16 protein-coding genes, 1 tRNA gene and 3 rRNA genes are annotated in these 25,513 nt (G+C 33.8%); 1 reads left to right on the top strand and 19 read right to left on the bottom strand.

Annotated elements, in window-relative coordinates:
• Positions 1 to 30: 30 nt before the first annotated feature.
• The 10 genes from GOM42_RS00705 to GOM42_RS00660 all read right to left on the bottom strand — a co-directional run bounded on the left by GOM42_RS00705 (position 31) and on the right by GOM42_RS00660 (position 11,811).
• Entirely contained in the window at positions 31 to 789 is a 759-nt protein-coding gene (locus GOM42_RS00705; RefSeq protein ID WP_003459947.1) for a formate/nitrite transporter family protein, read from the bottom strand.
• Positions 790 to 1,160: 371 nt separating this feature from the next.
• On the bottom strand, positions 1,161 to 2,210 hold the full coding sequence (locus tag GOM42_RS00700; RefSeq protein WP_110077518.1) for a Gfo/Idh/MocA family oxidoreductase: 1,050 nt from the start codon (positions 2,208 to 2,210) through the stop codon (positions 1,161 to 1,163).
• Positions 2,211 to 2,297: 87 nt separating this feature from the next.
• Positions 2,298 to 3,887, bottom strand: a complete 1,590-nt coding sequence (locus GOM42_RS00695) for a solute:sodium symporter family transporter (RefSeq protein ID WP_003448574.1) — start codon at positions 3,885 to 3,887, stop codon at positions 2,298 to 2,300.
• Between the two features lie 81 nt (positions 3,888 to 3,968).
• Positions 3,969 to 4,862 (bottom strand): myo-inosose-2 dehydratase, encoded by an 894-nt coding sequence (gene iolE, locus GOM42_RS00690; RefSeq protein WP_003459953.1) that lies wholly within the window; start codon positions 4,860 to 4,862, stop codon positions 3,969 to 3,971.
• Positions 4,863 to 4,980: 118 nt separating this feature from the next.
• The gene (gene iolG / locus GOM42_RS00685; RefSeq protein ID WP_003459931.1) at positions 4,981 to 5,982 is read right to left on the bottom strand and encodes an inositol 2-dehydrogenase; all 1,002 of its coding nucleotides are present in this window, start codon (positions 5,980 to 5,982) and stop codon (positions 4,981 to 4,983) included.
• Between the two features lie 75 nt (positions 5,983 to 6,057).
• A complete protein-coding gene (iolD, locus tag GOM42_RS00680; protein WP_110077517.1) occupies positions 6,058 to 7,977 on the bottom strand; it encodes a 3D-(3,5/4)-trihydroxycyclohexane-1,2-dione acylhydrolase (decyclizing) in 1,920 nt (639 codons plus the stop codon).
• Positions 7,978 to 7,993: 16 nt separating this feature from the next.
• Positions 7,994 to 8,761, bottom strand: coding sequence for a 5-deoxy-glucuronate isomerase (locus GOM42_RS00675; RefSeq protein ID WP_110077516.1), 768 nt, complete (start codon positions 8,759 to 8,761; stop codon positions 7,994 to 7,996).
• Positions 8,762 to 8,774: 13 nt separating this feature from the next.
• Positions 8,775 to 9,791 carry a 5-dehydro-2-deoxygluconokinase gene (gene iolC, locus GOM42_RS00670; RefSeq protein ID WP_003448561.1) on the bottom strand — a complete coding sequence of 339 codons (1,017 nt, stop codon included), beginning with the start codon at positions 9,789 to 9,791 and terminating at the stop codon, positions 8,775 to 8,777.
• A gap of 13 nt (positions 9,792 to 9,804) precedes the next feature.
• Positions 9,805 to 10,650 (bottom strand): class II fructose-bisphosphate aldolase, encoded by an 846-nt coding sequence (locus tag GOM42_RS00665; RefSeq protein WP_003459944.1) that lies wholly within the window; start codon positions 10,648 to 10,650, stop codon positions 9,805 to 9,807.
• Positions 10,651 to 10,656: 6 nt separating this feature from the next.
• Positions 10,657 to 11,811: an iron-containing alcohol dehydrogenase gene (locus tag GOM42_RS00660; protein WP_003459942.1), complete on the bottom strand. Its 1,155-nt coding sequence runs from the start codon at positions 11,809 to 11,811 to the stop codon at positions 10,657 to 10,659.
• Between the two features lie 481 nt (positions 11,812 to 12,292).
• Here GOM42_RS00660 and GOM42_RS00655 point away from each other — a divergent pair, with 481 nt between their 5' ends.
• Positions 12,293 to 13,063: a DeoR/GlpR family DNA-binding transcription regulator gene (locus GOM42_RS00655; RefSeq protein WP_003448606.1), complete on the top strand. Its 771-nt coding sequence runs from the start codon at positions 12,293 to 12,295 to the stop codon at positions 13,061 to 13,063.
• Positions 13,064 to 13,421: 358 nt separating this feature from the next.
• Here the strand turns inward: GOM42_RS00655 and GOM42_RS00650 are convergent, their stop codons facing one another.
• From GOM42_RS00650 to GOM42_RS00610, 9 genes are all read right to left on the bottom strand, one after another.
• Positions 13,422 to 14,045 carry a histidine phosphatase family protein gene (locus GOM42_RS00650; RefSeq protein WP_003459940.1) on the bottom strand — a complete coding sequence of 208 codons (624 nt, stop codon included), beginning with the start codon at positions 14,043 to 14,045 and terminating at the stop codon, positions 13,422 to 13,424.
• A 332-nt stretch (positions 14,046 to 14,377) separates the two neighbouring features.
• Complete coding sequence (locus GOM42_RS00645) at positions 14,378 to 14,920, bottom strand: NADH peroxidase (protein ID WP_003472992.1); 543 nt, start codon at positions 14,918 to 14,920, stop codon at positions 14,378 to 14,380.
• 541 nt (positions 14,921 to 15,461) lie between these two features.
• Positions 15,462 to 16,409: an ROK family protein gene (locus tag GOM42_RS00640; RefSeq protein ID WP_003459920.1), complete on the bottom strand. Its 948-nt coding sequence runs from the start codon at positions 16,407 to 16,409 to the stop codon at positions 15,462 to 15,464.
• Between the two features lie 251 nt (positions 16,410 to 16,660).
• Positions 16,661 to 16,897 carry a hypothetical protein gene (locus GOM42_RS00635; protein WP_003449485.1) on the bottom strand — a complete coding sequence of 79 codons (237 nt, stop codon included), beginning with the start codon at positions 16,895 to 16,897 and terminating at the stop codon, positions 16,661 to 16,663.
• A 422-nt stretch (positions 16,898 to 17,319) separates the two neighbouring features.
• Positions 17,320 to 19,410, bottom strand: a complete 2,091-nt coding sequence (fusA, locus tag GOM42_RS00630) for an elongation factor G (protein ID WP_110077515.1) — start codon at positions 19,408 to 19,410, stop codon at positions 17,320 to 17,322.
• Positions 19,411 to 20,066: 656 nt separating this feature from the next.
• Positions 20,067 to 20,141, bottom strand: a tRNA-Asn gene (locus GOM42_RS00625).
• A 9-nt stretch (positions 20,142 to 20,150) separates the two neighbouring features.
• A 5S ribosomal RNA gene (gene rrf / locus GOM42_RS00620) occupies positions 20,151 to 20,268 on the bottom strand.
• A gap of 51 nt (positions 20,269 to 20,319) precedes the next feature.
• Positions 20,320 to 23,224 (bottom strand): 23S ribosomal RNA (locus GOM42_RS00615).
• 187 nt (positions 23,225 to 23,411) lie between these two features.
• A 16S ribosomal RNA gene (locus GOM42_RS00610) occupies positions 23,412 to 24,924 on the bottom strand.
• The 16S, 23S and 5S rRNA genes sit together here with 1 tRNA gene alongside, the layout of an rRNA operon.
• Positions 24,925 to 25,513 lie beyond the last annotated feature (589 nt).

The raw sequence follows: 25,513 nt of genomic DNA, 5'->3' as shown, positions 1-25,513 counted from the left end.
CAGGTAAGGAAGTTAGTTAATCCATAAAAGTTATTCCATGCTCATAAATTTAAGTGGCAATGCTAATAACACTCCCCCTCCTACCATATTTCCCAATGTAACCCAAAATAAATTACGGAAAACAAGTGGTAAACTTACATCACCTGAGGCGAAATAAGTTATAGAGAATATTCCCATATTAGCAATGCTGTGTTCAAAACCAGCGATAACAAATGCAAATATACACCAGAACATAATTATTAATTTGCCTGTTTCAGATTTCATTTTTATTGTGCTTAGAAATGCTATACAAACCATGAAGTTACAAAGCATACCTCTTAAAAAGAGTTCAAGAGCAGGTAAATTAAGTTTTATATCAACTATACCTTTAGCATAATCCTTAATTAAATCCATAGATGCTCCACTCTTAACAAATAAAAACCCTAATAATATAGATCCTATAAAATTTCCTAAATAACTCATAAACCAAACTTTTAATGCCATAGTTAAGGTACACTCATTGTTGTATATCCCAATTGACATGACTAAGTTATTTCCTGTAAAGAGCTCTCCTCCAATAAAAGCAATAAGCCCTAATGCTAAAGAGAAGGTTGCAGCTACCATTATTCTTGCTATCTCTGGATATGAATTATTTAAAACCGCTCCAGTAGTATATGAAAGAATTATGGCTACTACTAGGAAAAATCCTGCAACTATAGCTCTAAAAAAATACTTTATAGGAGCTCTATCTGCAAACTTAAACTTATTAACTGCCATGTCTGAAATTAAATTTATATCTTTTTTTTGCATTTATTCTCCTTTATTTATATATATTATGTTTTTATTTGGCTGATTTTTATTTATTAGTTTAAATCACTAAAGTGCTAAGTAAAACTTAACTTCCTCAATGATAAATAACCATCTTTTAATTTAAAGTTATTAGATTTTTAATTTAAAAATGTAGGATGTAACCTTTAGACAATATTCCAAGTTCACCATGCTAAGGAGAAGGTTGAATTTTTACATTGATAAAAAACTATGAAACATCCTACATTAATAAGCAATTTATATAAAATACTCTTTAATCATATATATTAGGAAGCTCTTTAAAGTAATTGAACTTTATATTCAATATATTCTAAAGCTTCCTAATACAAAGATATTTATTGAGTATTAGGCGGCTATTTTATTGATTTATCATAACCTTCGTAATTAACCTTTACTAATTCTCCAGTCTCAAAAGACTCTTTACAAGCGTATCCAACAATAGTAGATAAAACGCCATCTTCAACAGTTACTGCTGGCTTTCTATTTTCTAATACGCAGTCAACAAATTCTTTAACTTCAGCTAAATATGCATCTTCGAATCTTTCTAAGAATCCCCCTGCACATTCCTTATTAACTCCTCTACTATCAAATACTGTAACTAAGTTTTTATCTGGAGTTGTTCCAATTCTTAATGTACCTTCAGTTCCTATGATCTCAGTTTCTATGTGATAACCATGAGCACAGTTTCTTCCAGCAACAAGTAATGCCATTGTTCCATTTTTAAATTTAACCATGGCTGCCCCAGTTTCAGCATCATTTATTTCATCAAACTCCTTATGTCCATAAGCTCCACCTATAGCCCACAATTCATCTGCTTCTGAATCTAGATACCATCTAGCTAAATCTATATCATGAATTGCCATATCTAAGAATAATCCACCACTATAGCTATCTTTTGCAAACTTTAAGAAGCTTGGTAAAGCCTTAGCTGGATCTAATCCATAACATCTAACTAGTACAGGTTTACCTATAGCACCTTCTTCTATTTTTTTCTTAGCGTAGGCATATGATTTATCATATCTTCTCATAAAACCTAACATAAATATTTGATTTGGATGTGAGTTAACTGCCTTCATAGCTCTAACTGCATCATCTAAATACAGTCCAAGAGGTTTTTCACTAAATACATGGAAACCTGCATCTAAAGCTTTTTCTATTTGTTCACAATGGAATCCTGATGGTGATGCTATAAATATAGCATCTAACTCTTTATTTTTTAACATTTCATCAAAGTCAGTATATCCATATGGAATATTCCATGCCTTTTGAACTTCATCAACTTGACTCTTATCTATTGAACAAACTGCTAAAAGATTAGCATTTGGAATTTTAAAAGCTAGGTTTTCAGCATGAGCTCTTCCTAATCTTCCTAAACCAACAATACCAAAATTTATCTTTTTCATTTTATCCCCTCCAAAACCATAATATCTAACAAAATTTTATTGCATTAAGGTTCATTCTTAACCCTTTATACCTTATATTTATTAACTTTAAGCTAATCCTATAGGTGAGAATAATAGATATATAAATGCCATAACAAGAACTACAGCTAATGATGCTGGTTTTGCATATTTCCAAGGAGTCATATCTATTAATGCCTTATCAGCTTGAACAAAATCTGTTTCTCTTGGTTTTATCTTACCTATTATAAGCATTACAATTACACCTATTGGTAGTAACACACCTAGTACGTATAAGAAGTGTATATCTGATAAGAAGAATTTTGATAACGTATACAAAACAATGTGCACTACGAATACTGCTTTAGCAGCAAGACTTGGAACTCTCTTTGTAAAGAATCCAACTATTACACACGCTAATATCGGAACGTTAAAGTATCCATTACACTCTTGTAAGAAGTTATATAATCCAGATGGAGCATATAGGATAAATGGAGCAACTATAACTGATATAACTGATACCACTATAATAAATTTTTGTCCTACTTTTACAAGTTGTTTATCTGAAGCCTCTGGATTTATGATAGGTTTGTATAAATCTAAAGTAAATAGTGTTGATGAACTGTTCATAGCACCATTTAATGAACTCATGGCAGCTCCAAATAAAATTGCTGCAAATATTCCTAATAAAGGTTTTGGTAATACATCAAGCAATAATGTTGGATATGCCATATCCGCATTTGGTAATGCATCTCCATATTTAGCAAAAGCTATGATTCCAGGGAATACAAGTATTGCTGGAGTTAAAACCTTAATTAATCCTGCAAGTATAGCACCTTTTTGAGCTTCTTTTAAACTACTAGCTCCTAATGCTTTTTGTACTATTGATTGGTTTGTACACCAATAGAATAAGTTATTAAATAATAATCCAGTGAATAATACAGGCCATGGAATTAATGGTGATTGTGCATTTGCTGGGTTAATAGCATTAAGCTTTTCTGGAGTTGCAATTATTATTTCAAATCCTCCAACAAAATCTCCATTTCCAAGTAATAATATTCCTAATATAGGTACTAAAAGACCTCCGATTAATAAGCCAATTCCATTTACAGTATCAGAGAATGCTGCTAGTTTCATACCTCCAAGAACTGTATATATAGCACCTACTACCCCTAATAAAAATCCAGTTAATGCTACAGCTTGGAATGTACTTATTCCTAATAAATCTGATATACCAAAAATCTGATTTAAAACTAGTCCACCTGAATATAAAACTGTAGGTATGTAAGTTACAACATAACTAACTAAGAATAAAATTGAAACTATTCTTTTAGTTGTGCTATCAAATCTCTCTTCTAAATAATCTGGGATTGTTGTGATTCCACCTTTTAAATATCTTGGTAAGAATATAAGAGCTAGTGTTATAAGTGCTACGCATGATGTAACTTCCCATGCCATTGGTCCCATATTGGTAGCATAACTTTGACCATTAAGACCTATGATCTGTTCAGTTGAAAGATTTGTAAGTATCATTGTTGCAGCGATTACAGGACCGCTTAATCCTCTTCCTGCTAAGAAATATCCTGTTGCTGTTTCTGTATTATCAGTGCCTTTAGCTTTATACCAAGCAATAGCGAATACAGCTACTAAGAATATTGCAAAACTCAAAAATATGAACATAAATTCTCCCCCTACCCTATTTTGTGGTAACAGCATAATTTAATTATGCTGTTACCTAAAATTCATTATTGACCAAATTTATTAAAGGTTAGTTTTTTCTTTTATATATTTTCTTGCTTTTATTGCATATTCTAATGGATTTGCTATTGCTGGATCTTGTTCTGCTTCTACTAATAAATATCCTTCATAGTTATTATCATCAAGAACTTTGAATATTGGTTCAAAATCTATATCTCCATCTCCAGGAACTGTGAATGCTCCTTTTCTTACTCCTTGTAAGAAGCTTAACTTGTCTCTTTTAACTTCTTCTACTTTTTCTTTTCTTATATCTTTTAAGTGAACATGTTTTACTCTATTTACGTATTTCTTTAATACTTCTAAAGCATCTTCACCTGAGTAAACTAAATGACCTGAATCAAATAATAAGTAAACTAAATTTTCATCTGTTAAGTCCATTAATTTATCTATTTCTTCAGTTGTTTGTACTACTGTACCCATATGATGGTGGTAAACAAGCTTCATTCCTTTTTCTTTTGCTAAAGCTCCTAATTTATTTAAACCTTCAGCAAGTGTTTTCCACTCTTCTTCATTTAAAACATATTTTCCATCAAATATTGGTGTTTCCATTTGACCTTGTATGCTATGTCCTTGTTCTGATACTACGATTACCTTTGCTCCCATAGCATTAAGGAAATCCCTATGTTCTATAAATGCTTTTTCAGTTTCTTCATATGGTTTAGTTGTTAAAAATGCACTGAACCAAGCACTTGCTATTTCCATATCTCTTAATTCTAAAGCTTTTTTAAGAACTTTAACATCTCTTGGATATTTGTTTCCAACTTCTGATCCTTTAAATCCTGCTAAAGCCATTTCACTTATACATTGTTCGAAAGTATTTTCTTTTCCTAAGTCTGGCATGTCATCATTTGTCCATGCTATTGGTGCTATTCCTAATTTTACATTTGAATTAAACATTCTCTATTCCCCCATTACCTTTGTATTTGTCAGAAAAGCTAACTCCCATTTAGCTCTTCTGACCAAAACTTATTTATACCTTTAATTTTTTATACCATTTTAATTCTCATTTTTAATATTAGTATTCTATTTTAACTGGTCTACCTTCTTTTAATGATTTAGTAGCAGCTAGTCCAACTAAAACTGAATATAATCCTTCATTAGCTCCAACTGGAACTTCAGTATCATTAACTAAGCAGTTTATAAACTGTTGCATTTCATTAACATAGGCATCCATGTATCTTTCTAAGAAGAAATATTTTGGTTTTTCTCCAACGATACCATCAACTGAAGCTATTGTAACTGTTGTATCTGAGTCATTATCAGCCATTACATATCCTTTTCCACCAAATACTTCAACACGTTGGTCATATCCATAAGCAGCTTCTCTACTATTATCTATTACACCTATGCATCCGTTTTCAAATTTTAAAGATATAATTGCTGTATCAACATCTCCAGCTTCTCCTATTTCAGGATTTACCATACATGCACCTTGTACATATACTTCTGAAATTCTACTTCCACTTAAGAATGCAGCCATATCAAAATCATGAATTGTCATATCTAAGAACATACCACCTGAAACTTTTACGTATTCTATTGGTGGAGCTTGTGGATCTCTTGAAGTAATTTTTATTATGTGTGGATTTCCTATTTTACCTTCTTCTATAAGTTCTTTTAATTTAGCAAAGTTGTGGTCAAATCTTCTATTGAATCCAACTTGATATTTTACTCCAGCTTTTTTAACAGCTTCTAAAGTTTTTTCAATTTTAGCAACATCGTAATCTATAGGTTTTTCACAGAATATGTGTTTACCTCTTTCAGCAGCTTCAATTGATATTTTTGAGTGAGTATCTGTTGATGAACATATTATTACAGCATCAATTTCTGGATCGTTTAAGATTTCCATGTAATCTCCTGTATAGTTTGGAATTTTAAATTCCTCAGCAGCTTTTTTAGCTGATTCTTCAAATACATCTGCTATAGTTTTAACTTGAGCTCCTTGTACTTTTTCTTGAATAGATTGAGCATGAATTCTTCCTATTCTTCCTGCTCCAATAACACCAATATTAATCATGACCATTTCCTCCATCATCTTTTAAAATTTAAATTTATTTTCAAAATAATATAAAGTAAAATTGCTTTAAATATTTTAATATCTTCTAGCGGCTTTTAAATTTTTCTCTTTGTTCTCAAACGCCTTATTTACACCATCAATTTTTGATTCTCCAGCTATTCCAACATGCCACCATGCATCATAGCCATCTGTCATTGTTTTTGGTAACACCTTTATGTCTATTAAAGTTGAAACCTTTTGCTTTTTAGCATCTTCTAAAGCTTCTTTTAATTGAGCTAAAGTTTTTACTGAATATGTTTTCAATCCATACCCACTAGCTACCTTAGCAAAATCTATAGGGATTAATCCCCCTTCTAACTTACCATTTTCATCTCTATATCTAAACTCTGTAGCAAGGCTTCCTATACCATTTGACATTTGTAGATTATTTATACATCCAAATCCACAGTTATCAAATAAAAGTATATTTATCTTCTTTTGCTCTTGCATAGCTGTTACCATCTCTGAATGAAGCATTAAGTAACTTCCATCACCAACCATTGAGTAAACTTCTCTTTCTGGCTCTGCTAACTTAGCTCCTAATGTAGCTGCTATTTCATATCCCATACATGAATATCCATATTCCATGTGGTATGAATCTCTAACATCTGTTTCCCACATTCTTTGAAGATCTCCTGGTAAACTTCCAGCAGCTCCAACTACTATGGCATCATCATCTATTGTTTCTCTAATAACTCCTAAAGCAGCTGTTTGAGTGATTAAACCTCCTGTTAATACACTAAACTCTTCTATGCATCCTTCTCTCTTAGGTTTTATTAAAGCTTCAAAGTTTTCATCATATTTAATATTTGTTAATCTCTTCATCTCTTCTTTCCAAGCTTTTTTAGCATTTACTATTTCATCTTCATAAGATGATTCATAGTTATTTGCTTCTAACATAGCTTGTAATTCTTCTATACATACCTTTGCATCACCTATTATCTTGTGAGCATCCATTTTTTCACCATGGAATTTTGATACGTTTACAGTTATAAAATCAACTTCTGGATTCTTAAATAATGATTTTGATGAAGTTGTGAAGTCTGAGAATCTTGTTCCAACACCAATTACTAAATCAGCATCTTTAGCAATCATATTTGCAGCAAGGTTACCAGTAACCCCTATACCACCTAAATTTAATGGGTGACTTGATTTAATAGCACTCTTACCTGCTTGTGTTTCGCATATTGGAATATTAAACTCCTCTGCAAAATCAACTAAAGCTTCCCCTGCTTCTGAGTATCTAACTCCACCACCACAAATTATTATAGGTTTCTTTTTATTCATTATTATATCTAATGCCTCTTCAAACTCTTCTTGTACAGCTAGAGGTCTAGTTATCCTATGAACCCTTTTCTTAAAGAAATATTCTGGGAAGTCATAAGCTTCTCCTTGAACATCTTGTGGTAATGCTATACAAACAGCACCTGTTTCAGCAGGATCTGTTAATACTCTCATAGCATTTATCATTGCTGACATAAGTTGCTCTGGTCTATTTATTCTATCCCAATACTTACAAACTGGCTTAAATGCGTCATTTGTTGTTATTCCTAAATTATAGGACTGTTCTATCTGTTGAAGTACAGGATCTGGTTGTCTTGTAGCAAATGAATCTCCTGGTAATAATAATAATGGTATATTATTCACTGTTGCTGTAGCTGCTGCAGTAACCATATTAGCAGATCCAGGGCCAACTGAACTTGAACAAGCTATTATTTTTCTACGATTGTTTTGTTTTGCGAAAGCTGTTGAAACATGAGCCATACCTTGCTCATTTCTTCCTTGATAAACTTTAAGTTCACCTGGATTTTCATATAAAGCTTCTCCCAATCCAACTACAATACCATGTCCAAATATAGTGAATATCCCATCAACAAATTTTTCTTCTTTACCATCAAAAGAAACGTATTGATTATCTAAAAATTTTACTAGCGCTTGGCCTGTAGTCATTCTCATAAACTTCTCATCCTTCCTATTTTTCATCTAATAACCAAACATGAGCTGGATCATCAATTCTATCTGTCCAAGGGTTTCCATCTAAATGTCTTATCATCCAACAATAATACATTCTATATCCTGGAGCAGTAGCTTGTGGGTGTGTATATCCACCTTCTATTATTGCATATCCACCATCTTTAACTTTGTAAGCTTCATCGCCTATAAAGCAAACTCCAAAGCCTTGTGGCTTATCAAATTTATAATAATAAACTTCTGGTTGTGGATGTTCATGTGGAATATAGCTTGACCATCTTCCTGGATAAGAAACTATTTCCCCATTAACCATATTTGAATATGGTGCATTACTGTAATCAAAGAATGTTTTTATCTTACGAGCTGCAGTTCCATCCCATTTATCTAAAGATGATTCTTGGATTATTACATCCTCAGGTCTATACAGCTTAGCTAAGAATTCTTTATCATTTTCAGCTTTTTGAATTAATATCTCAGCCTCTTCTAATGCCTCAACTTTAACTTCTACATTTTTGCAAACATGTAGACAGAATCCCTCTTCTTCAAATACATTTTTTCTGCTAGCTTCAACCTCTTTATTTTCCCAAAGGTATTTTATTTTACCTTCCATAAGAAGTACTGCAACTTCCTTTTTAGGTTCTAAAATTACTATTTTATCACCTTTTTTCATTTTTATAACTTCTATATCCATTAGCATACTGCTATGCTTACCATTAATTTCTGTAACAATCTTTTTCCCATCTTCTGAAAAACCTATATTTTCTACCATAGTTATAACCTCCTTAGCTTCTAGCTACCATTTCTCCATACTCTTCTTTTTCTTTCTTTATGAATTCTTTAATAGCTTCTACTGTTGGCATGTCTTCTGAGCAACTATGACTTGCAACTAACATTGCTGCTGAGGCACTTCCAAACTCAAGAGCATCCATCATATCCCATCCTTCTAAGATGCCATATATAAATGCTGATGCATAAGCATCTCCACCTCCAAAGGATTTTAAAAGTTTTACTGGGAAAGGTTTTATTCTATATGCTTTTCCATCTCTAGTATAAGCTGTAGAACCATCTTTACCATGTTTGATTACTACTATCTTATTACCATAATCTAACCATCTTTTAGCAGTTTCTTCATCAGTGCTATCCTTGGCTATTAAGCCTTCCATTAGATCAAATTCTTCTCTTGATCCCATTATGATATCACTTTCTTTTCCTACTATTGAATAGTAAATTGCTATTTCATCTTTGTTTTTCCAATTATATTCTCTGTAATCAACATCAAATATAACAACTGTTCCATTCTTTTTAGCAAGTCTTAAAGCTTTTAATGCAGCCTCTCTTGAAGGACTCATTGCTAAAGCAGTTCCTGAAATAACTATAGCCTTTGTATTTTTAATATAGTCTTCGTCAATATCATCAACGTCTAATTGTAAATCAGCTATACCATTTCTATACATTAAAATACTACTTTCTGTAGGACTTAATATTTCTGTAAATGTTAATCCTAAAGATTCACCATTTTTAGCCTTACTTATTTCAGATACATCTATTCCCTCTTTTTTGAAGTAATTTACTACAAACTCTCCAAATCTATCATCTGAAACTTTTCCTATAAATCCAACCTTTTTTCCTAATCTAGCAAGTCCAACTGCTATATTTGCAGGAGAACCCCCTAGGTACTTATTGAAATTCCTACTTTCTGATAATGGTTTGTGAATATCTGTAGGATTAAAATCTATTGCTACTCTCCCTACTGGGACAATATCAAATTTTCTTTTCTCATCAAATTCTATATATCTCATACTAACCCATCTCCTAAGCCTTATTTACACTTTCAAAAATATCCATATGCTTCTTTACATTCTCGTAAGCTCCCTGAACCTCTGTAGCTTGAAGTGTGAAATAGTCTTTCTTTTCATTATCTACGTATAATTTTCTTACAGACTCTTCAACAGAATTGAAGGTTGCAGTTGCAATGTTTATTTTTCTTATTCCTTTATTTTTACACTCTTTAAAGTCCTCTGGTGTTATTCCTGATCCACCATGTAGAACTAATGGTGTTTCGATGTTTTCTCTCAAATTCTCTAATACATCAAATCTAAGTTTTGGAGTTCCTTTATATACTCCATGAGCATTTCCTATAGCTACTGCTAAAGCATCAACTTTAGTCTCTTGAACAAACCTTTTAGCGTCTTCTACGTTAGTTACTTTCATCTTTATATCTTCACTACCATCTTCACTTCCGCCAACTTGTCCAATTTCAGCTTCTATAGCCGCTCCATATTTATCTGCTAATTCTTTTACCCTCTTAGTTATCTTAACGTTTTCATCAAAACTTAAATGAGATCCATCTATCATTACTGATGTAAACCCAATCTTTAAAGCCTTTTCTATATTCTCTAAGGTCAAGCCATGATCAAAATGAACTGCTACTGGCACCTTAGCATTTTTTGCAGCGCTTACCATTAAAGGTCCGATTAATTCTAATGGGGAATTAGTTAATCTAACCTCAGCAATCTGAAGAATCATCGGGGAATGCATTTCTTCAGCTGCTTTTAAAGCACCTTTAACCATTTCCATGTTTGCTATACTGAAACTTCCAACTGCATAATTTTTTTCTCTTGCAGCATCTAAAAGCTCAGTCATCTTTACTAATGCCATAATTTATTACCTCCAAAGATTATTGTAGATTTTTATCACATCATCAACTTCAATAATCTTTCTTGTATTACTTGGACTTCCGCTTTCCATAGCGTCAGCTGCCATTTTTTCTATATTATCAAAGAACTTAGTTTTATCTACTCCAAACTCTTCTAAAGTTGGTATTTCTAATTTAACCATTAATTTAACCACTTCATCTATAAATGCTTTTGCGGCCTCTTCATTACTCATATTATCATTAGCTATATTTATTTCTTTAGCTAGCTGAGCAAATCTATCATAAGCACCATCTACTACATATGTGAAACAAGCTTCTAAAAGCATTGCATTTGATAATCCGTGTGGTACATGGAATAAAGCTCCTATTGGTCTACTCATTCCATGAACTATTGTAACTGAAGAGTTATTAAATGCTATTCCAGCTTCTAAAGCTGCAATTGACATCTCTTCTCTTGCTTTTAAATCCTTTGGAGTATCAAAAGCTATAGGTAAGTACTTAAATATTCTTTTTACAGCTGAAACTGCAAAACTATCTGAAAGTGGCTGTGCCTTTCTAGATGTATAAGCCTCTATAGCATGAGTTAAAGCATCTAATCCTGTAGCTGCTGTTATCTTAGCAGGTGCTGTCATTGTAAATCTTGGATCTACTATTGCTAAGTTTGGTAATAAGTTAGCTCCTTTTAAAAGCATCTTAACATCATTTTTAGTATCTGTAATTATTGTAAATTGAGTAGCTTCTGAACCTGTTCCAGCTGTAGTTGGTATTACAGCAAAGGGTGGAAGTTCTTTTTCTATTTCTCTCCCCATATAATCAGATATCTTACCTTCGTTTGTTATCATAGCTCCAATGGCTTTAGTAGAATCTATTGGACTCCCTCCACCTAAACCAATTAGAAAATCACATTGATTTTCTTTATAAAGCTTTATTCCTTTTTCTATCATAGTATCTGTAGGTTCACTATTTATTTCATTGTATAAAACGTGCTCAATATTCTCACTATCTAATACCTCTGTTAAAACCTTTACATTACCTAGATCAGTCATTACTTTATCAGTAACTATTAAAACCCTCTTACCAAAACTCTTTAAATACGCTTTACTTTCATTTAAAGCATTTTCACCTGAAATAATACGTTTTGGCATAATAAATTGATTCGCCATTTAATCACCTCTCATGAGTTAACGTTTACTATTTGTTTTCTGTTTGTTTTCTTTATGTTTTAATAATACCAACTTAACCATAACATGTCAATAACTTTTTCATATATTTACTACAAATATAATCATAATTTACGAAAAATATAACCAAAAGTTACCCATATATTTTCACAATTGCTCTTCCTTTTACTGAAAAATTCGTTTATAATAGAATCACAAAGCCTATGAAAGGAGATGAACACTTGTTGCAGTAGGTATCATTACAATAAATTGCTGTACTAAATCCAGATTAATCACATATAATATTTTGAGTTAATTTTAGTTTATATTGATTATCTTCTTAGTATTTTTTATTTGTTAATCATGAAATTAAAGCAATACCTTTAGTATAAACTCTATATATTATAAATAGATTAAATTTTATACTCACTAATTAACTAAACTTAATATTATTGATAGAATATTACGGGCAACAGGGAAAGATATGCGTTCAAAAAGAATAGACCTAGTAGAAAATTACATTATTAATCACAAAACCGTATCAATTGACAAACTATGTGAAGTGTTTGATGTATCAAAAAATACCATAAGAAGGGATTTAAGTGTTCTAGTTGAAAAAGGAACCATAAAAAAAGTCTATGGTGGAGTGACGGTTAATGAAAATCAAGAGTTAGTATCTTTTGAAGAAAGAAATGTTAAAAATAGCAATTCAAAATTAGCTTTAGGAAAGGCTGCTGCTGAATTTATTGAAGATGGAGATAGCATCTTTTTAGATTCTGGTACAACAACAGTTAATATTATCGATTTCCTAAAAGATAAAAAAGATATAACTATTTTCACTAATAGCGTTACAGCTATATGCAAAGGAATTCACTACAATAACTTAAATATAATTTGTTTATCAGGAATTCTTAACAGAAAAACTCAATCTTTTACAGGCTTACATAGCACAGATATATTAAAAAGTTATAATATAAATAAATGCTTCATGGCTTGTACTGGTATTTCACTAAAAAGAGGAGTTACTAATTCTACTAAAGAAGAATTTAAAATAAAGAAAACTGCAATCTCTAGAAGTGCTGAATGTTTCCTTTTAGCTGATCAATCAAAATTTGATCATGTTTCTTTAATGACTTTCTGTGAAATTAATGATTTAAATTGTGTTATAACAGATGCAAAACCTAGTGATGAATATATTGAATACTTTAATGATAATAATGTAGATTTAAAAATTTGTGAAAAAGTAATTTACTAAAAAAATAGGGATACATAATTGTATCCCTATTTTTAATGTGCTCATAAATTATCTAAAAGCATAATTTTCTATAACTTTATTGCTACTTTCTAAGCTACAGTAAGCTAAATATCCATTTTACATTAAACTTTTAAGCTAATATTTTGATTTAGCTATAACTTTTAGATTAGGGAGGTGCTACTTAAAGCACCTCAATATTTAAAAATCTTACTTCTAAAATCTATTCCCCTCTTCCCAAGAATCGAAGAAGGTAGATTTAAAAATCACTAGATTTTAGATTTAAGATTGTAGCACAAGTCTACTATTAAGTTGTGTAATTTTAGAATTTTTATTCATTAAATTATTTAAACTTCTTATATTATTTATCATATTCATAATGGTCAATATTGTTCAAAGTAATTACTTCAAAATTTTCTCCATTCCATTCAACCTCATTATAACTAGCTTGATGAAATATAGGATAATCTATTATTTTGCTTTCCTCAAATTCATTTTTAAAGTATCCTATTAAATATCTTACACACATTCCATGAGTAACTATTAAAATGTCCTTATCTTCATTATTTTTTACTATATCATCTACAGTTTTAAATAGTCTTTCTGTAAAATCTTTTATATTTTCTCCTTCAAAACTCTTATAAGAAAATGGTTTATTGAATAGATTATCTAATTCATTTACGTATTCATCATGACTTTTTATCTCTTCAGTGGTCATTCCTTCCCACTTTCCAAAACTTATTTCTTTTAATCCTTCAACTTCTTCAACCTCAATATCCTTATCACCTTTTATTAAGTATGCAGTTCTCTTTGCTCTTTTTATAGGACTTGTAAAAATCTTATCTATTTTAATATCATTAAATTTCTTTCCTAATAACTCTGCTCTTTTAACTCCATTTTCAGTTAACTCAGAATCCTTCCATCCTTGAAATCTATGCTCAAGATTCCATAAAGTTTCCCCATGTCTTGTGAAATATATTTTCATATTAAAAATACTTCTCCCTTCTATTCCTCTTGTTTATACATAAATTTTATCTATGCTTAAAAATCCTTTAAGACAATCATCTTTAACCAATAACCATCTATTATCTTTGCAAAATAAAAATAGTTATTTACTTATTTGTATTAAGAAAATTATACTTAAAAAGATTATTTAAAATCATAAGCAGTTAACTCTGTAATAATTATATACCTTATATTAAAAATATCATAATAAAAAACTTTTTATTCATAAGTAAAAAGAGATACCTTTACGGCATCTCTTCTAATAAGGAAGTAATTAAATTTTTAATTTATAAAGCGTGTAATTTTTATATCTTATTTAAAGTATCTGTTTAATAATCCAGCGAAAGCTTTTCCGTGTCTAGCTTCGTCTTTACACATTTCGTGAACTGTGTCGTGGATTGCATCTAAGTTTAATTGTTTAGCTAAAGTAGCTAAATCTTTTTTACCTTGGCAAGCTCCATGCTCTGCATTTACTCTTGCTTGTAAGTTAGCTTTTGTATCAGCTTCTACAACTTCTCCTAACATTTCTGCGAATTTAGCAGCGTGTTCTGCTTCTTCAAAAGCTATTCTTTGGTAAGCTTCTGCAACTTCTGGGAATCCTTCTCTATCAGCTTGTCTTGACATAGCTAAGTACATTCCTACTTCTGTACATTCTCCTACAAAGTTAGCTTGTAATCCTTCGATTATTCTTTCATCTACACCTTTAGCAACTCCGATTCTGTGCTCATCTGCAAATGCTAAGTCTTCTCCTTGTTCTACGAATTTGTCAGCTCCAACTCCACATACTGGGCATTTTTCTGGTGCTTTTTCTCCTTCATAAACATATCCACATACTGTACAAACAAATTTTTTCATAATCTTATTCCTCCTACAAAACAAACAATTTATCTAATTTCAATTTATATCATAATTTAAAAGTCTTTATTTAAGTGTTTCTTTGTTGATGTATTTCCTCATCAACCTTATGTCATTATTATATAATAATAATTATTATTTAGCAATAGTTATTTTTAAATTTCTAAAATTTTTTTATTTTCTACAAATGAAACCTTAATACTTTTTAAAATCTTACTTTTACCTATATAGTCATAATTATCTAAAACATTGTGTTTTATAGTATAGAAGTTATTTATAGTATAAAAGACATTATATAATGAACTTATATAATGTCTTTATAATAATCACAATATGTGGTTATGACCTAACTTCATACTTAATTTACCATTTTCAATATAGTTTTATCACAAAATAACCTTTTTTTCTAGTATTTAATTATTTAAATTTGCGAGTTTATAAATTTATAACATTTTACTATGTAAACATTATATTTGTCTAGCAAAATATATAAAAAAATAAAGTTAGAAGTAAAAACTTCTAACTTATTTATATAAATTTATTATTTGCACTCTAATAATGCTAAAGCTACTGCTCCAATAACTCCTGCATCAGTTCCTAATCCAGCAGGAACTATTTTACAATGCTCAGCCATAGCTTTAAAACATCTTTCATTAACAACTTCTTGAACTGTTTCAAAAACAACTTCTCCAGCTTTTGAAACTCCTCCACCTATAACAACCATGTCTGGGTCAAAAGTTGCTATTGCATTTGCAACACCAATTCCTAAGTAGTTTAAAGCTTCATCTATTATTGATTTTGCAACTCTATCACCTTTAGCTGCTTCAACAAATACTTCATATGAAGTTACATTGTCGTAATCTTTTAAGCTTGTTTCTACATTTGTAGCAACTGCCTCTCTTCCTCTTTTACCAATAGCTGTTCCTGATGATACAGCTTCTAGACATCCCATGTTACCACAATTACATCTTACAGTTCCAGGTGCAACAGTTGAATGTCCAATTTCTAATGCGTTTGAAGTACTTCCTCTGTAAATTTTACCGTTAAGGATTGCTCCTCCACCTACACCAGTACTTACAGTTATATAAATCATATTTTCAGTACCTTTTCCAGCACCTAACATAAATTCACCTATAGCAGCTACGTTAGCATCATTATCTAAGTAAACAGGAATACCAAACTTAGCTTTTAATGGTGAAACTAAGTTGAAGTTTTTGAAAGGTAAATTTGGAGTTGTTATTATTATACCAGTTCTAGCATCTAGTGGTCCTGGTGATCCAATACCTATTGCTTCTACTTCATCAATAGTTACTTTTCCTTCACATATTACAGTTTCAACACAGCCTATAATTCTATCTAAAACTGCTTGCTCTCCTTCATGAGCATTAGTTGGAGTTGTATGTTGAGCTTTAACATTTCCTTCTAGATCAGCAAGAGCACAGCTAATTTTTGTTCCCCCTAGATCTATTCCAACAACGTAATTCTTCATTTAAAAAATCCTCCCCCATGTTCCTTATGGATTAATTCAACTATAAGTGCTTCTTACAAGTTGCCCTTTAGAATTCACTTCGTTAAATTATTATATGACAACTTAAATTATAGCTTATTAATAATTTTATTTAACACAAAGTACATTATAACATAAATGTACGTACCTTTACACATTTAAAGTTATACCATTTTTAAATTATATACTTTTACAATTATTTATATAAAAAATACTATTATGGCTTGCTTTCACTAACCTATTTTTTTAGCATTTATATAGTAAATCCCCTGATTGTCGTATCCTTGATTTTTTATATTAAAATTATTGTCCTTAAGCATAGAACAAATAATACCTATATTATCATCATCTAAAGACTCCATATAAATCATAAATCTATCACATACATCAACAATATTTATATAATCAAAGATGTTGCTATAATCACTTAAACTTATTTTACCCTTTATATCCATTCTATAATTGCACATAAATTACACCTCATTTAAGATATTATCTCTAAATATATAATTAGATATATAAATATAAAAACCCTCTCATATTTCAAAAGATTTAATTATTTTTAATCTTTGCATTATTTCACTTTAATTTAAGATATTTTTCAGTTACTAATAATTTTAATTAAATTAAAGCCTTGAACTTTTAGAAAGTACCTCTTAACTTTTAATTATAATAAGATAAAATACTCCTAAAAGATTTATATTCTATTATATATTTTTTTATTCATCAGTTTTATATCATCAATATATTCTTTCTAAATTATTTTTTTAAACAAATTTTAATAATACCTTTAACATTATTAATTTAACCACATTTTTTTCCTTGTATACATAAAAAGTACCATCTTTTTAAATTTTAAGATGGTACTCCCCAAATTTCTACATATAATTCTTTAAGCTTCCTTAGCTTCTTTTATTTTCTTTGCATCTTCTATTATTTTATCTACCTCTGTACTTGGAACTTCCTCATATTTTTCAAATTCCATGCTAAAGCTTCCTCTTCCTTGAGTCATTGAACGTAAATCAGTAGCATACTTAAACATTTCTGATAAAGGAATATCAGCTATAACTTTTTCATTATTACCTTCTGGTTCCATTCCAATTACTCTTCCTCTTTTCTTATTTATATCACTAATTATATCACCCATGTATTCATCTGGAATTATTATTTCTACCTTCATAATAGGCTCTAATATAACAGGTTTTGCATTCTCCATACCTTTCTTATATGCTAATGAAGCAGCTACCTTAAATGCCATTTCTGATGAATCTACAGGGTGATATGATCCATCATGTAATGTAGCCTTAATTCCTATTACAGGATAACCTGCTAAAACCCCTTTCTTTAAACAGTCTCTTAATCCCTTTTCTACTGCTGGTATATAATTTCTAGGCACAACTCCTCCAACAACCTTATCCACAAATTCTAAATCAAGCTCACCATCTCTTCTAGGCTCAAATTTAATTTTTACATCTCCATATTGTCCATGGCCTCCAGATTGTTTTTTATGCTTTCCTTGTACATCAGAACTACCTTTTATAGTTTCTCTATAAGGAATCTTAGGATCTTTAAGAATTACATCAATTCCAAATTTACTCTTTAATTTACTAGCTAAAACCTCTATATGTGTCTCTCCAATACCAGAAACTAAAGTTTCTGCGTTTTCTTGATCTCTAGAAACCTTAAATGTTGGATCTTCATCTAGAAGTTTAGAAAGTCCTTGAGAAATTTTTTCTTCATCACCTTTACTTTTTGGTAATACTGCCATAGTCATAACTGCCTCTGGGAACTCAAATCCTTCATAAGCAATCTTAAAGTTACTTTCACAAAGAGTATCACCAGTTGAAGTATATTGAAGTTTTGTAACAGCTCCTATATCTCCAGCACCTATTTTATTTGTTTGTATTTGACTTTTACCTCTTAAAAAGCATAAGGAACTAACTTTTTCTACCTTATTATTTTTTGAATTTATAATTATCTTATCAGTTGTTAGCTCTCCTGTTTGCACCTTAAATATTGAAAGCTTTCCTACAAAAGGATCAGCAATTGTTTTAAATACAAATGCAGAAAATGGCATATCCTTATTTGACTTAACTAATATTTCTTTATTATTGCTATCAATAGCAACTTTAGCTTTGCTTATATCTGGTGATGGGAAATATCCTTTAATTGAATCTAATAGGCTTTTCATACCAACTATTGATACTGAACTTCCACACATAACTGGAGCTATATCTCCTTCTTCAAATCCAATAGAAAGTCCTTTATAGATTTCATCAACTGTAAGCTCTCCTTCAGATAAATATTTATCAAGTAATTCCTCATCAGTTTCAGCTACAGATTCCATTAAATAAGTTCTATACTCATTAACCTTATCTTTTACTTCATTAGGTATTTCTATCTTATTTATTTTTCCTGATTTTTTATCATACTCAAAAGCTTCCTCAGTTATAAGATTTACAATTCCCTTAAACTCCTTTTCTTTTCCTAATGGATATTGAGTAGGAATTACTTTGTTTCCAAAAATATTTCTTATATTTTCTAATACCTTATCAAAATTTGAATTTTCTCTATCTAATTTATTTATAAAAAAGGCTCTTGGTAATTTTTCTTTTTCACAGCATTCCCAGGCTTTTTCAGTTCCAACTTGAACGCCAGTAACTCCACATACAGTTATAATTGCAGAGTCAGCAGCCTTAACCCCTTCTATTTGCTCTCCAACAAAATCAAAATAACCTGGAGTATCCAATATATTAATCTTAGTTCCATCATATTCAAAAGGAATAATAGATAAGGCTAGTGATATCTTTCTTTTTTTCTCTTCTTGATCATAATCACTTATTGTATTTCCATCTTCACAAGTTCCTAATCTATCAGTAGTCTTTGTACAATAAAGTAAAGCTTCTGATAATGCAGTTTTACCTGAATCACTATGTCCTATAATACCTATATTTCTTAAATTCTCAATTTTATGCTCCTTCATAATCTTCTGCTACACCGTTGATATTGTTTACATATCAACATATAAGTAGCATTCACCACCTTTCTAGAAAAATTAGTATTAGTAATCTGTTTAAAGTATGCATACACTTTGTATTTAATAACTTAATTATATAAAAGCATGTACTACTTTCTACTTTTATCAAATCCCCTTATGCAATAACTAAAAATTAAATTTAAATATAATGTTTACTTAAATATACTCTTTTAGTTAAATATCAAAATATATAAAAACTCTTAACTTTATTTTTATATATAAGATAAACTTAAACTCACTTTATACTCATTTGCTTTCTAAAAGTGTTTTTGAATATGTCTAATATTGATTTTGGGTAATAAAAATTTTATAAAAAACTTATATACCTAAGTATATTCCTTTCAAATAAAAAATATTATATTTAGTATTTTTTATATATTAAGATTAATGATTTTTCCTAAAAATTCCCCATACTTTAAAAGAAAAATATCAACTATATTAAACTTAGATTTTAAGTTTCTACTATTAATAACTATATGTTAACACTTTCTTTATACTTTAATAATTCAACATAAATTATTAAATTCCTTTGAGAAATACAAAAAGAGTTATTAAAAAAGACATTTATATCTTCTTTAATAACTCTTTTTAAATAAAAAAAATGGCTCCTCGGAGAGGACTCGAACCTCCAACCTATCGGTTAACAGCCGAGTGCTCCACCATTGAGCTACCGAGGAACATTTTGAACCTGGCGACCACCTACTCTCCCACACAGTCTCCCGTGCAGTACCATCGGCTTCTAAAGGCTTAACCGTCGTGTTCGGAATGGGAACGGGTGTTACCCTAAAGAACATCATCACCAGATGTTTGAAAGTTTTTGTTCTTTCAAAATTGCACATATTTAATTTACTATATTTGGTCAAGCCCTCGATCTATTAGTATCGGTCAGCTGAACATGTTACCATGCTTACACCCCCGACCTATCAACCTTGTGTTCTTCAAGGGATCTTACTAGCTTACGCTATGGGAAATCTCATCTTGAGGTTGGCTTCACGCTTAGATGCTTTCAGCGTTTATCCATTCCCGACTTAGCTACCCAGCTGTGCTCCTGGCGGAACAACTGGTACACCAGAGGTCAGTCCATCCCGGTCCTCTCGTACTAAGGACAGCTCCTCTCAAATTTCCTACGCCCGCGACGGATAGGGACCGAACTGTCTCACGACGTTCTGAACCCAGCTCGCGTGCCGCTTTAATGGGCGAACAGCCCAACCCTTGGGACCTACTTCAGCCCCAGGATGCGACGAGCCGACATCGAGGTGCCAAACCTCCCCGTCGATGTGGACTCTTGGGGGAGATCAGCCTGTTATCCCCGAGGTAGCTTTTATCCGTTGAGCGATGGCCCTCCCACGAGGTACCACCGGATCACTAAGCCCGACTTTCGTCCCTGCTCCACTTGTGGGTGTCGCAGTCAGGCTCCCTTCTGCCTTTGCACTCTTCGAACGATTTCCGACCGTTCTGAGGGAACCTTTGGGCGCCTCCGTTACTTTTTAGGAGGCGACCGCCCCAGTCAAACTGCCCACCTAACAATGTCCTGTGACCAGATTCATGGCCGCCAGTTAGAATTTCAGTACTGTCAGGGTGGTATCCCAAGGTTGACTCCACCAAGGCTGACGCCCTGGTTTCCTAGTCTCCCACCTATCCTGTACAGACAATACCAAAACTCAATGCTAAGCTACAGTAAAGCTCTACGGGGTCTTTCCGTCCAATCGCGGGTAGCGAGCATCTTCACTCGCACTACAACTTCGCCGGATTTACAGTTGAGACAGTGCCCAAGTCATTACGCCATTCGTGCGGGTCAGAACTTACCTGACAAGGAATTTCGCTACCTTAGGACCGTTATAGTTACGGCCGCCGTTTACTGGGGCTTAAGTTCACACCTTCGCTTGCGCTAAGTGTTCCCCTTAACCTTCCAGCACCGGGCAGGCGTCAGCCCCTATACATCAGCTTACGCTTTAGCAGAGACCTGTGTTTTTGCTAAACAGTTGCTTGGGCCTATTCTCTGCGGCCTACTCTCGTAGGCACCCCTTCTCGCGAACTTACGGGGTCAATTTGCCGAGTTCCTTAACTGTAATTCTTCCGCCGGCCTTAGGATTCTCTCCTCACCTACCTGTGTCGGTTTGCGGTACGGGCACTACTTCTCTCTCTAGACGCTTTTCTTGGCAGCGTGGAATCATGTACTTCGGTTCCGTGGAACCTTCCCCATCACGCCTCAGCATTATGAGAGCGGATTTGCCTACTCTCACTGCCTAAACGCTTAGACTAGCATCCAATAGCTAGCACACACTATCCTCCTGCGTCACGCCATCGATAATAACGATGGTAGTGGTACTGGAATATCAACCAGTTGTCCATCACCTACGCCTTTCGGCCTCGGCTTAGGTCCCGACTAACCCTCAGCGGACGAACCTTCCTGAGGAAACCTTAGGTTTTCGGCCTGTGGGATTCTCACCCACATCTCGCTACTGATGCCAACATTCTCACTCGTAACCAGTCCACCGCTCCTTACGGTACGACTTCAGCCCGGTTACGACGCTCTCCTACCGCTTGAACTAAGTTCAAGCCCGTAGCTTCGGTGGTAAGTTTAGCCCCGTTACATTTTCGGCGCAAGATCTCTCGACTAGTGAGCTATTACGCACTCTTTTAATGAATGGCTGCTTCTAAGCCAACATCCTAGTTGTCTTAGAAATCTCACATCCTTTCCCACTTAACTTACACTTTGGGACCTTAGCTGACGATCTGGGCTGTTTCCCTTTTGACCACGGATCTTATCATTCGTGGTCTGACTGCCGAGCTCAAAGTATGTGGCATTCGGAGTTTGATAAGGTTCGGTAAGCGCTATGCCCCCTAGCCCATTCAGTGCTCTACCTCCACTACTCATACTCGACGCTAGCCCTAAAGCTATTTCGGAGAGAACCAGCTATCTCCGGGTTCGATTGGAATTTCTCCGCTATCCACAGCTCATCCCATGCTTTTTCAACAGCAACGTGGTTCGGTCCTCCACGAGGTTTTACCCTCGCTTCAACCTGGCCATGGATAGGTCACCCGGTTTCGGGTCTACGGCATGCAACTAGTCGCCCTATTCAGACTCGGTTTCCCTTCGGCTCCGTACCTTAAGTACTTAACCTTGCTACATACCGTAACTCGTTGGCTCGTTCTACAAAAAGCACCTCATCACCCTCATAAGGGGCTCTGAGCGGTTGTAGGCACACGGTTTCAGGTTCTATTTCACTCCCCTCCCGGGGTTCTTTTCACCTTTCCCTCACGGTACTGCTTCACTATCGGTCATCAGGTAGTATTTAGCCTTGGGAGGTGGTCCTCCCTGCTTCCCACAAGGTTTCACGTGTCTCGTGGTACTCTGGATCATAACTCGTGGTCTTCTCGTTTCACTTACAGGACTATTACCTTCTACGGTGGAACTTTCCAGTTCTCTTCAGTTACAATAGCCTCCACTTTTATGCTATGTCCACAACCCCGGAAACAAGTTTCCGGTTTGGGCTCTTTCCCTTTCGCTCGCCGCTACTAAGAAAATCGATTTTTCTTTCTCTTCCTCCAGGTACTTAGATGTTTCAGTTCCCTGGGTTACCTTCATTAAGCTATGTATTCACTTAATGATACATGGGGTTTCCCATGTGAGTTTCCTCATTCGGAGATCTTCGGATCCCAGGCTATGTGCGCCTACCCGAAGCTTATCGCAGCTTATCACGTCCTTCATCGGCTCCTGATGCCAAGGCATTCACCATGCGCCCTTTGTAGCTTGACCTATATTAGTTATAGTTCTCATTTTACAAAGAATAGAAATTGGTTTTGCCAATTTGGCTTGTTGTTTCTATAAATTAAATTATGTGCAATTTTCAAAGAACAATTTTGAGAGATAGTCTCTCAAAATTAAACAGAGATATTATCCAGAATTCATTATCATCTTAGTTGTCCTAAGATGTATTCCTTAGAAAGGAGGTGATCCAGCCGCAGGTTCTCCTACGGCTACCTTGTTACGACTTCACCCCAATCGCTGACCCTACCTTCGGCCGCTGCCTCCTTGCGGTTAGCTCACGGACTTCGGGTATTGCCAACTCTCATGGTGTGACGGGCGGTGTGTACAAGACCCGGGAACGTATTCACCGCGACATTCTGATTCGCGATTACTAGTAACTCCAGCTTCATGTAGGCGAGTTTCAGCCTACAATCCGAACTGAGACTGGTTTTTAAGTTTGGCTCCACCTCGCGGTATTGCATCTCTCTGTACCAGCCATTGTAGCACGTGTGTAGCCCTACACATAAGGGGCATGATGATTTGACGTCATCCCCACCTTCCTCCTGGTTAACCCAGGCAGTCTCGCTAGAGTCCTCAACTTAATGGTAGTAACTAACGACAAGGGTTGCGCTCGTTGCGGGACTTAACCCAACATCTCACGACACGAGCTGACGACAACCATGCACCACCTGTCACCTTGTCCCCGAAGGGATTTCCTCGATTAAGAGTAATGCAAGGGATGTCAAGTGTAGGTAAGGTTCTTCGCGTTGCTTCGAATTAAACCACATGCTCCGCTACTTGTGCGGGTCCCCGTCAATTCCTTTGAGTTTTAATCTTGCGACCGTACTCCCCAGGCGGAATACTTAATGCGTTAGCGGCGGCACGGAGGTGTTGAAACCCCCACACCTAGTATTCATCGTTTACGGCGTGGACTACCAGGGTATCTAATCCTGTTTGCTCCCCACGCTTTCGAGCCTCAGCGTCAGTTACAGTCCAGAGAGTCGCCTTCGCCACTGGTGTTCTTCCTAATCTCTACGCATTTCACCGCTACACTAGGAATTCCACTCTCCTCTCCTGCACTCTAGATAACCAGTTTGGAATGCAGCACCCAAGTTGAGCCCGGGTATTTCACATCCCACTTAATCATCCGCCTACGCTCCCTTTACGCCCAGTAAATCCGGATAACGCTCGCCACCTACGTATTACCGCGGCTGCTGGCACGTAGTTAGCCGTGGCTTCCTCCTTGGGTACCGTCATTATCTTCCCCAAAGACAGAGCTTTACGATCCGAAAACCTTCATCACTCACGCGGCGTTGCTGCATCAGGGTTTCCCCCATTGTGCAATATTCCCCACTGCTGCCTCCCGTAGGAGTCTGGGCCGTGTCTCAGTCCCAATGTGGCCGATCACCCTCTCAGGTCGGCTACGCATCGTCGCCTTGGTAGGCCGTTACCCCACCAACTAGCTAATGCGCCGCGGGTCCATCTCATAGCGGATTGCTCCTTTGGTTGAATGATGATGCCATCTTTCAACATTATGCGGTATTAATCTTCCTTTCGGAAGGCTATTCCACTCTATGAGGCAGGTTACCCACGTGTTACTCACCCGTCCGCCGCTAATCCATTTCCCGAAGGAAACTTCATCGCTCGACTTGCATGTGTTAAGCACGCCGCCAGCGTTCATCCTGAGCCAGGATCAAACTCTCAATTTAAAAGTTTAATCTATACTCATATTACTTATAAAAGAATTGCTGGTTTATGTTAATATCTTCTGTTTAATTTTCAAAGACCATTTCGTTGTCGCCCTCAAGCGACTTTCTTAGTTTAACATCACTTTGAAACTTTGTCAACAACTTTTTTCAAAACTTTTAATTTGTTTTGTTGAGTTGTTTCTGTGTCTCTCAGCGACGAGATTTATCTTACCACGTTACATAACTTATTCTAATTACATAGATGTTTATTTTACATAATTATTGTTAATATTCTTTATTTTTCATTAAAATACTATGTAATTCTTATATTGATACACCTGGTAAAGTTTAAATTGAAATTTCCCTTAATATTCCTATAAATACTCTTATTCTAAGTATAATATTTACTATATTATTCTTATACTAAATAAAAAAACTCTTTTTTTATTTAAATTTATCTAAATATATACACCAATATAATAATTTATAGATATTACTTAGATAAAATTATACTTATATTTTCTCTATATTTAATTCAATCTTTTCTTTAAAACACTTTAAATTTGAATTTAATAATCTTAAATACTATAATTTCTATATAGTTCTTTAA

This window comes from Clostridium sp. 16K-1-R1, assembly GCF_023921145.1.
Taxonomy (GTDB): Bacteria; Bacillota; Clostridia; order Clostridiales; family Clostridiaceae; genus Sarcina; species Sarcina perfringens.
This window is presented reverse-complemented; position numbering and strand designations above follow the sequence as displayed.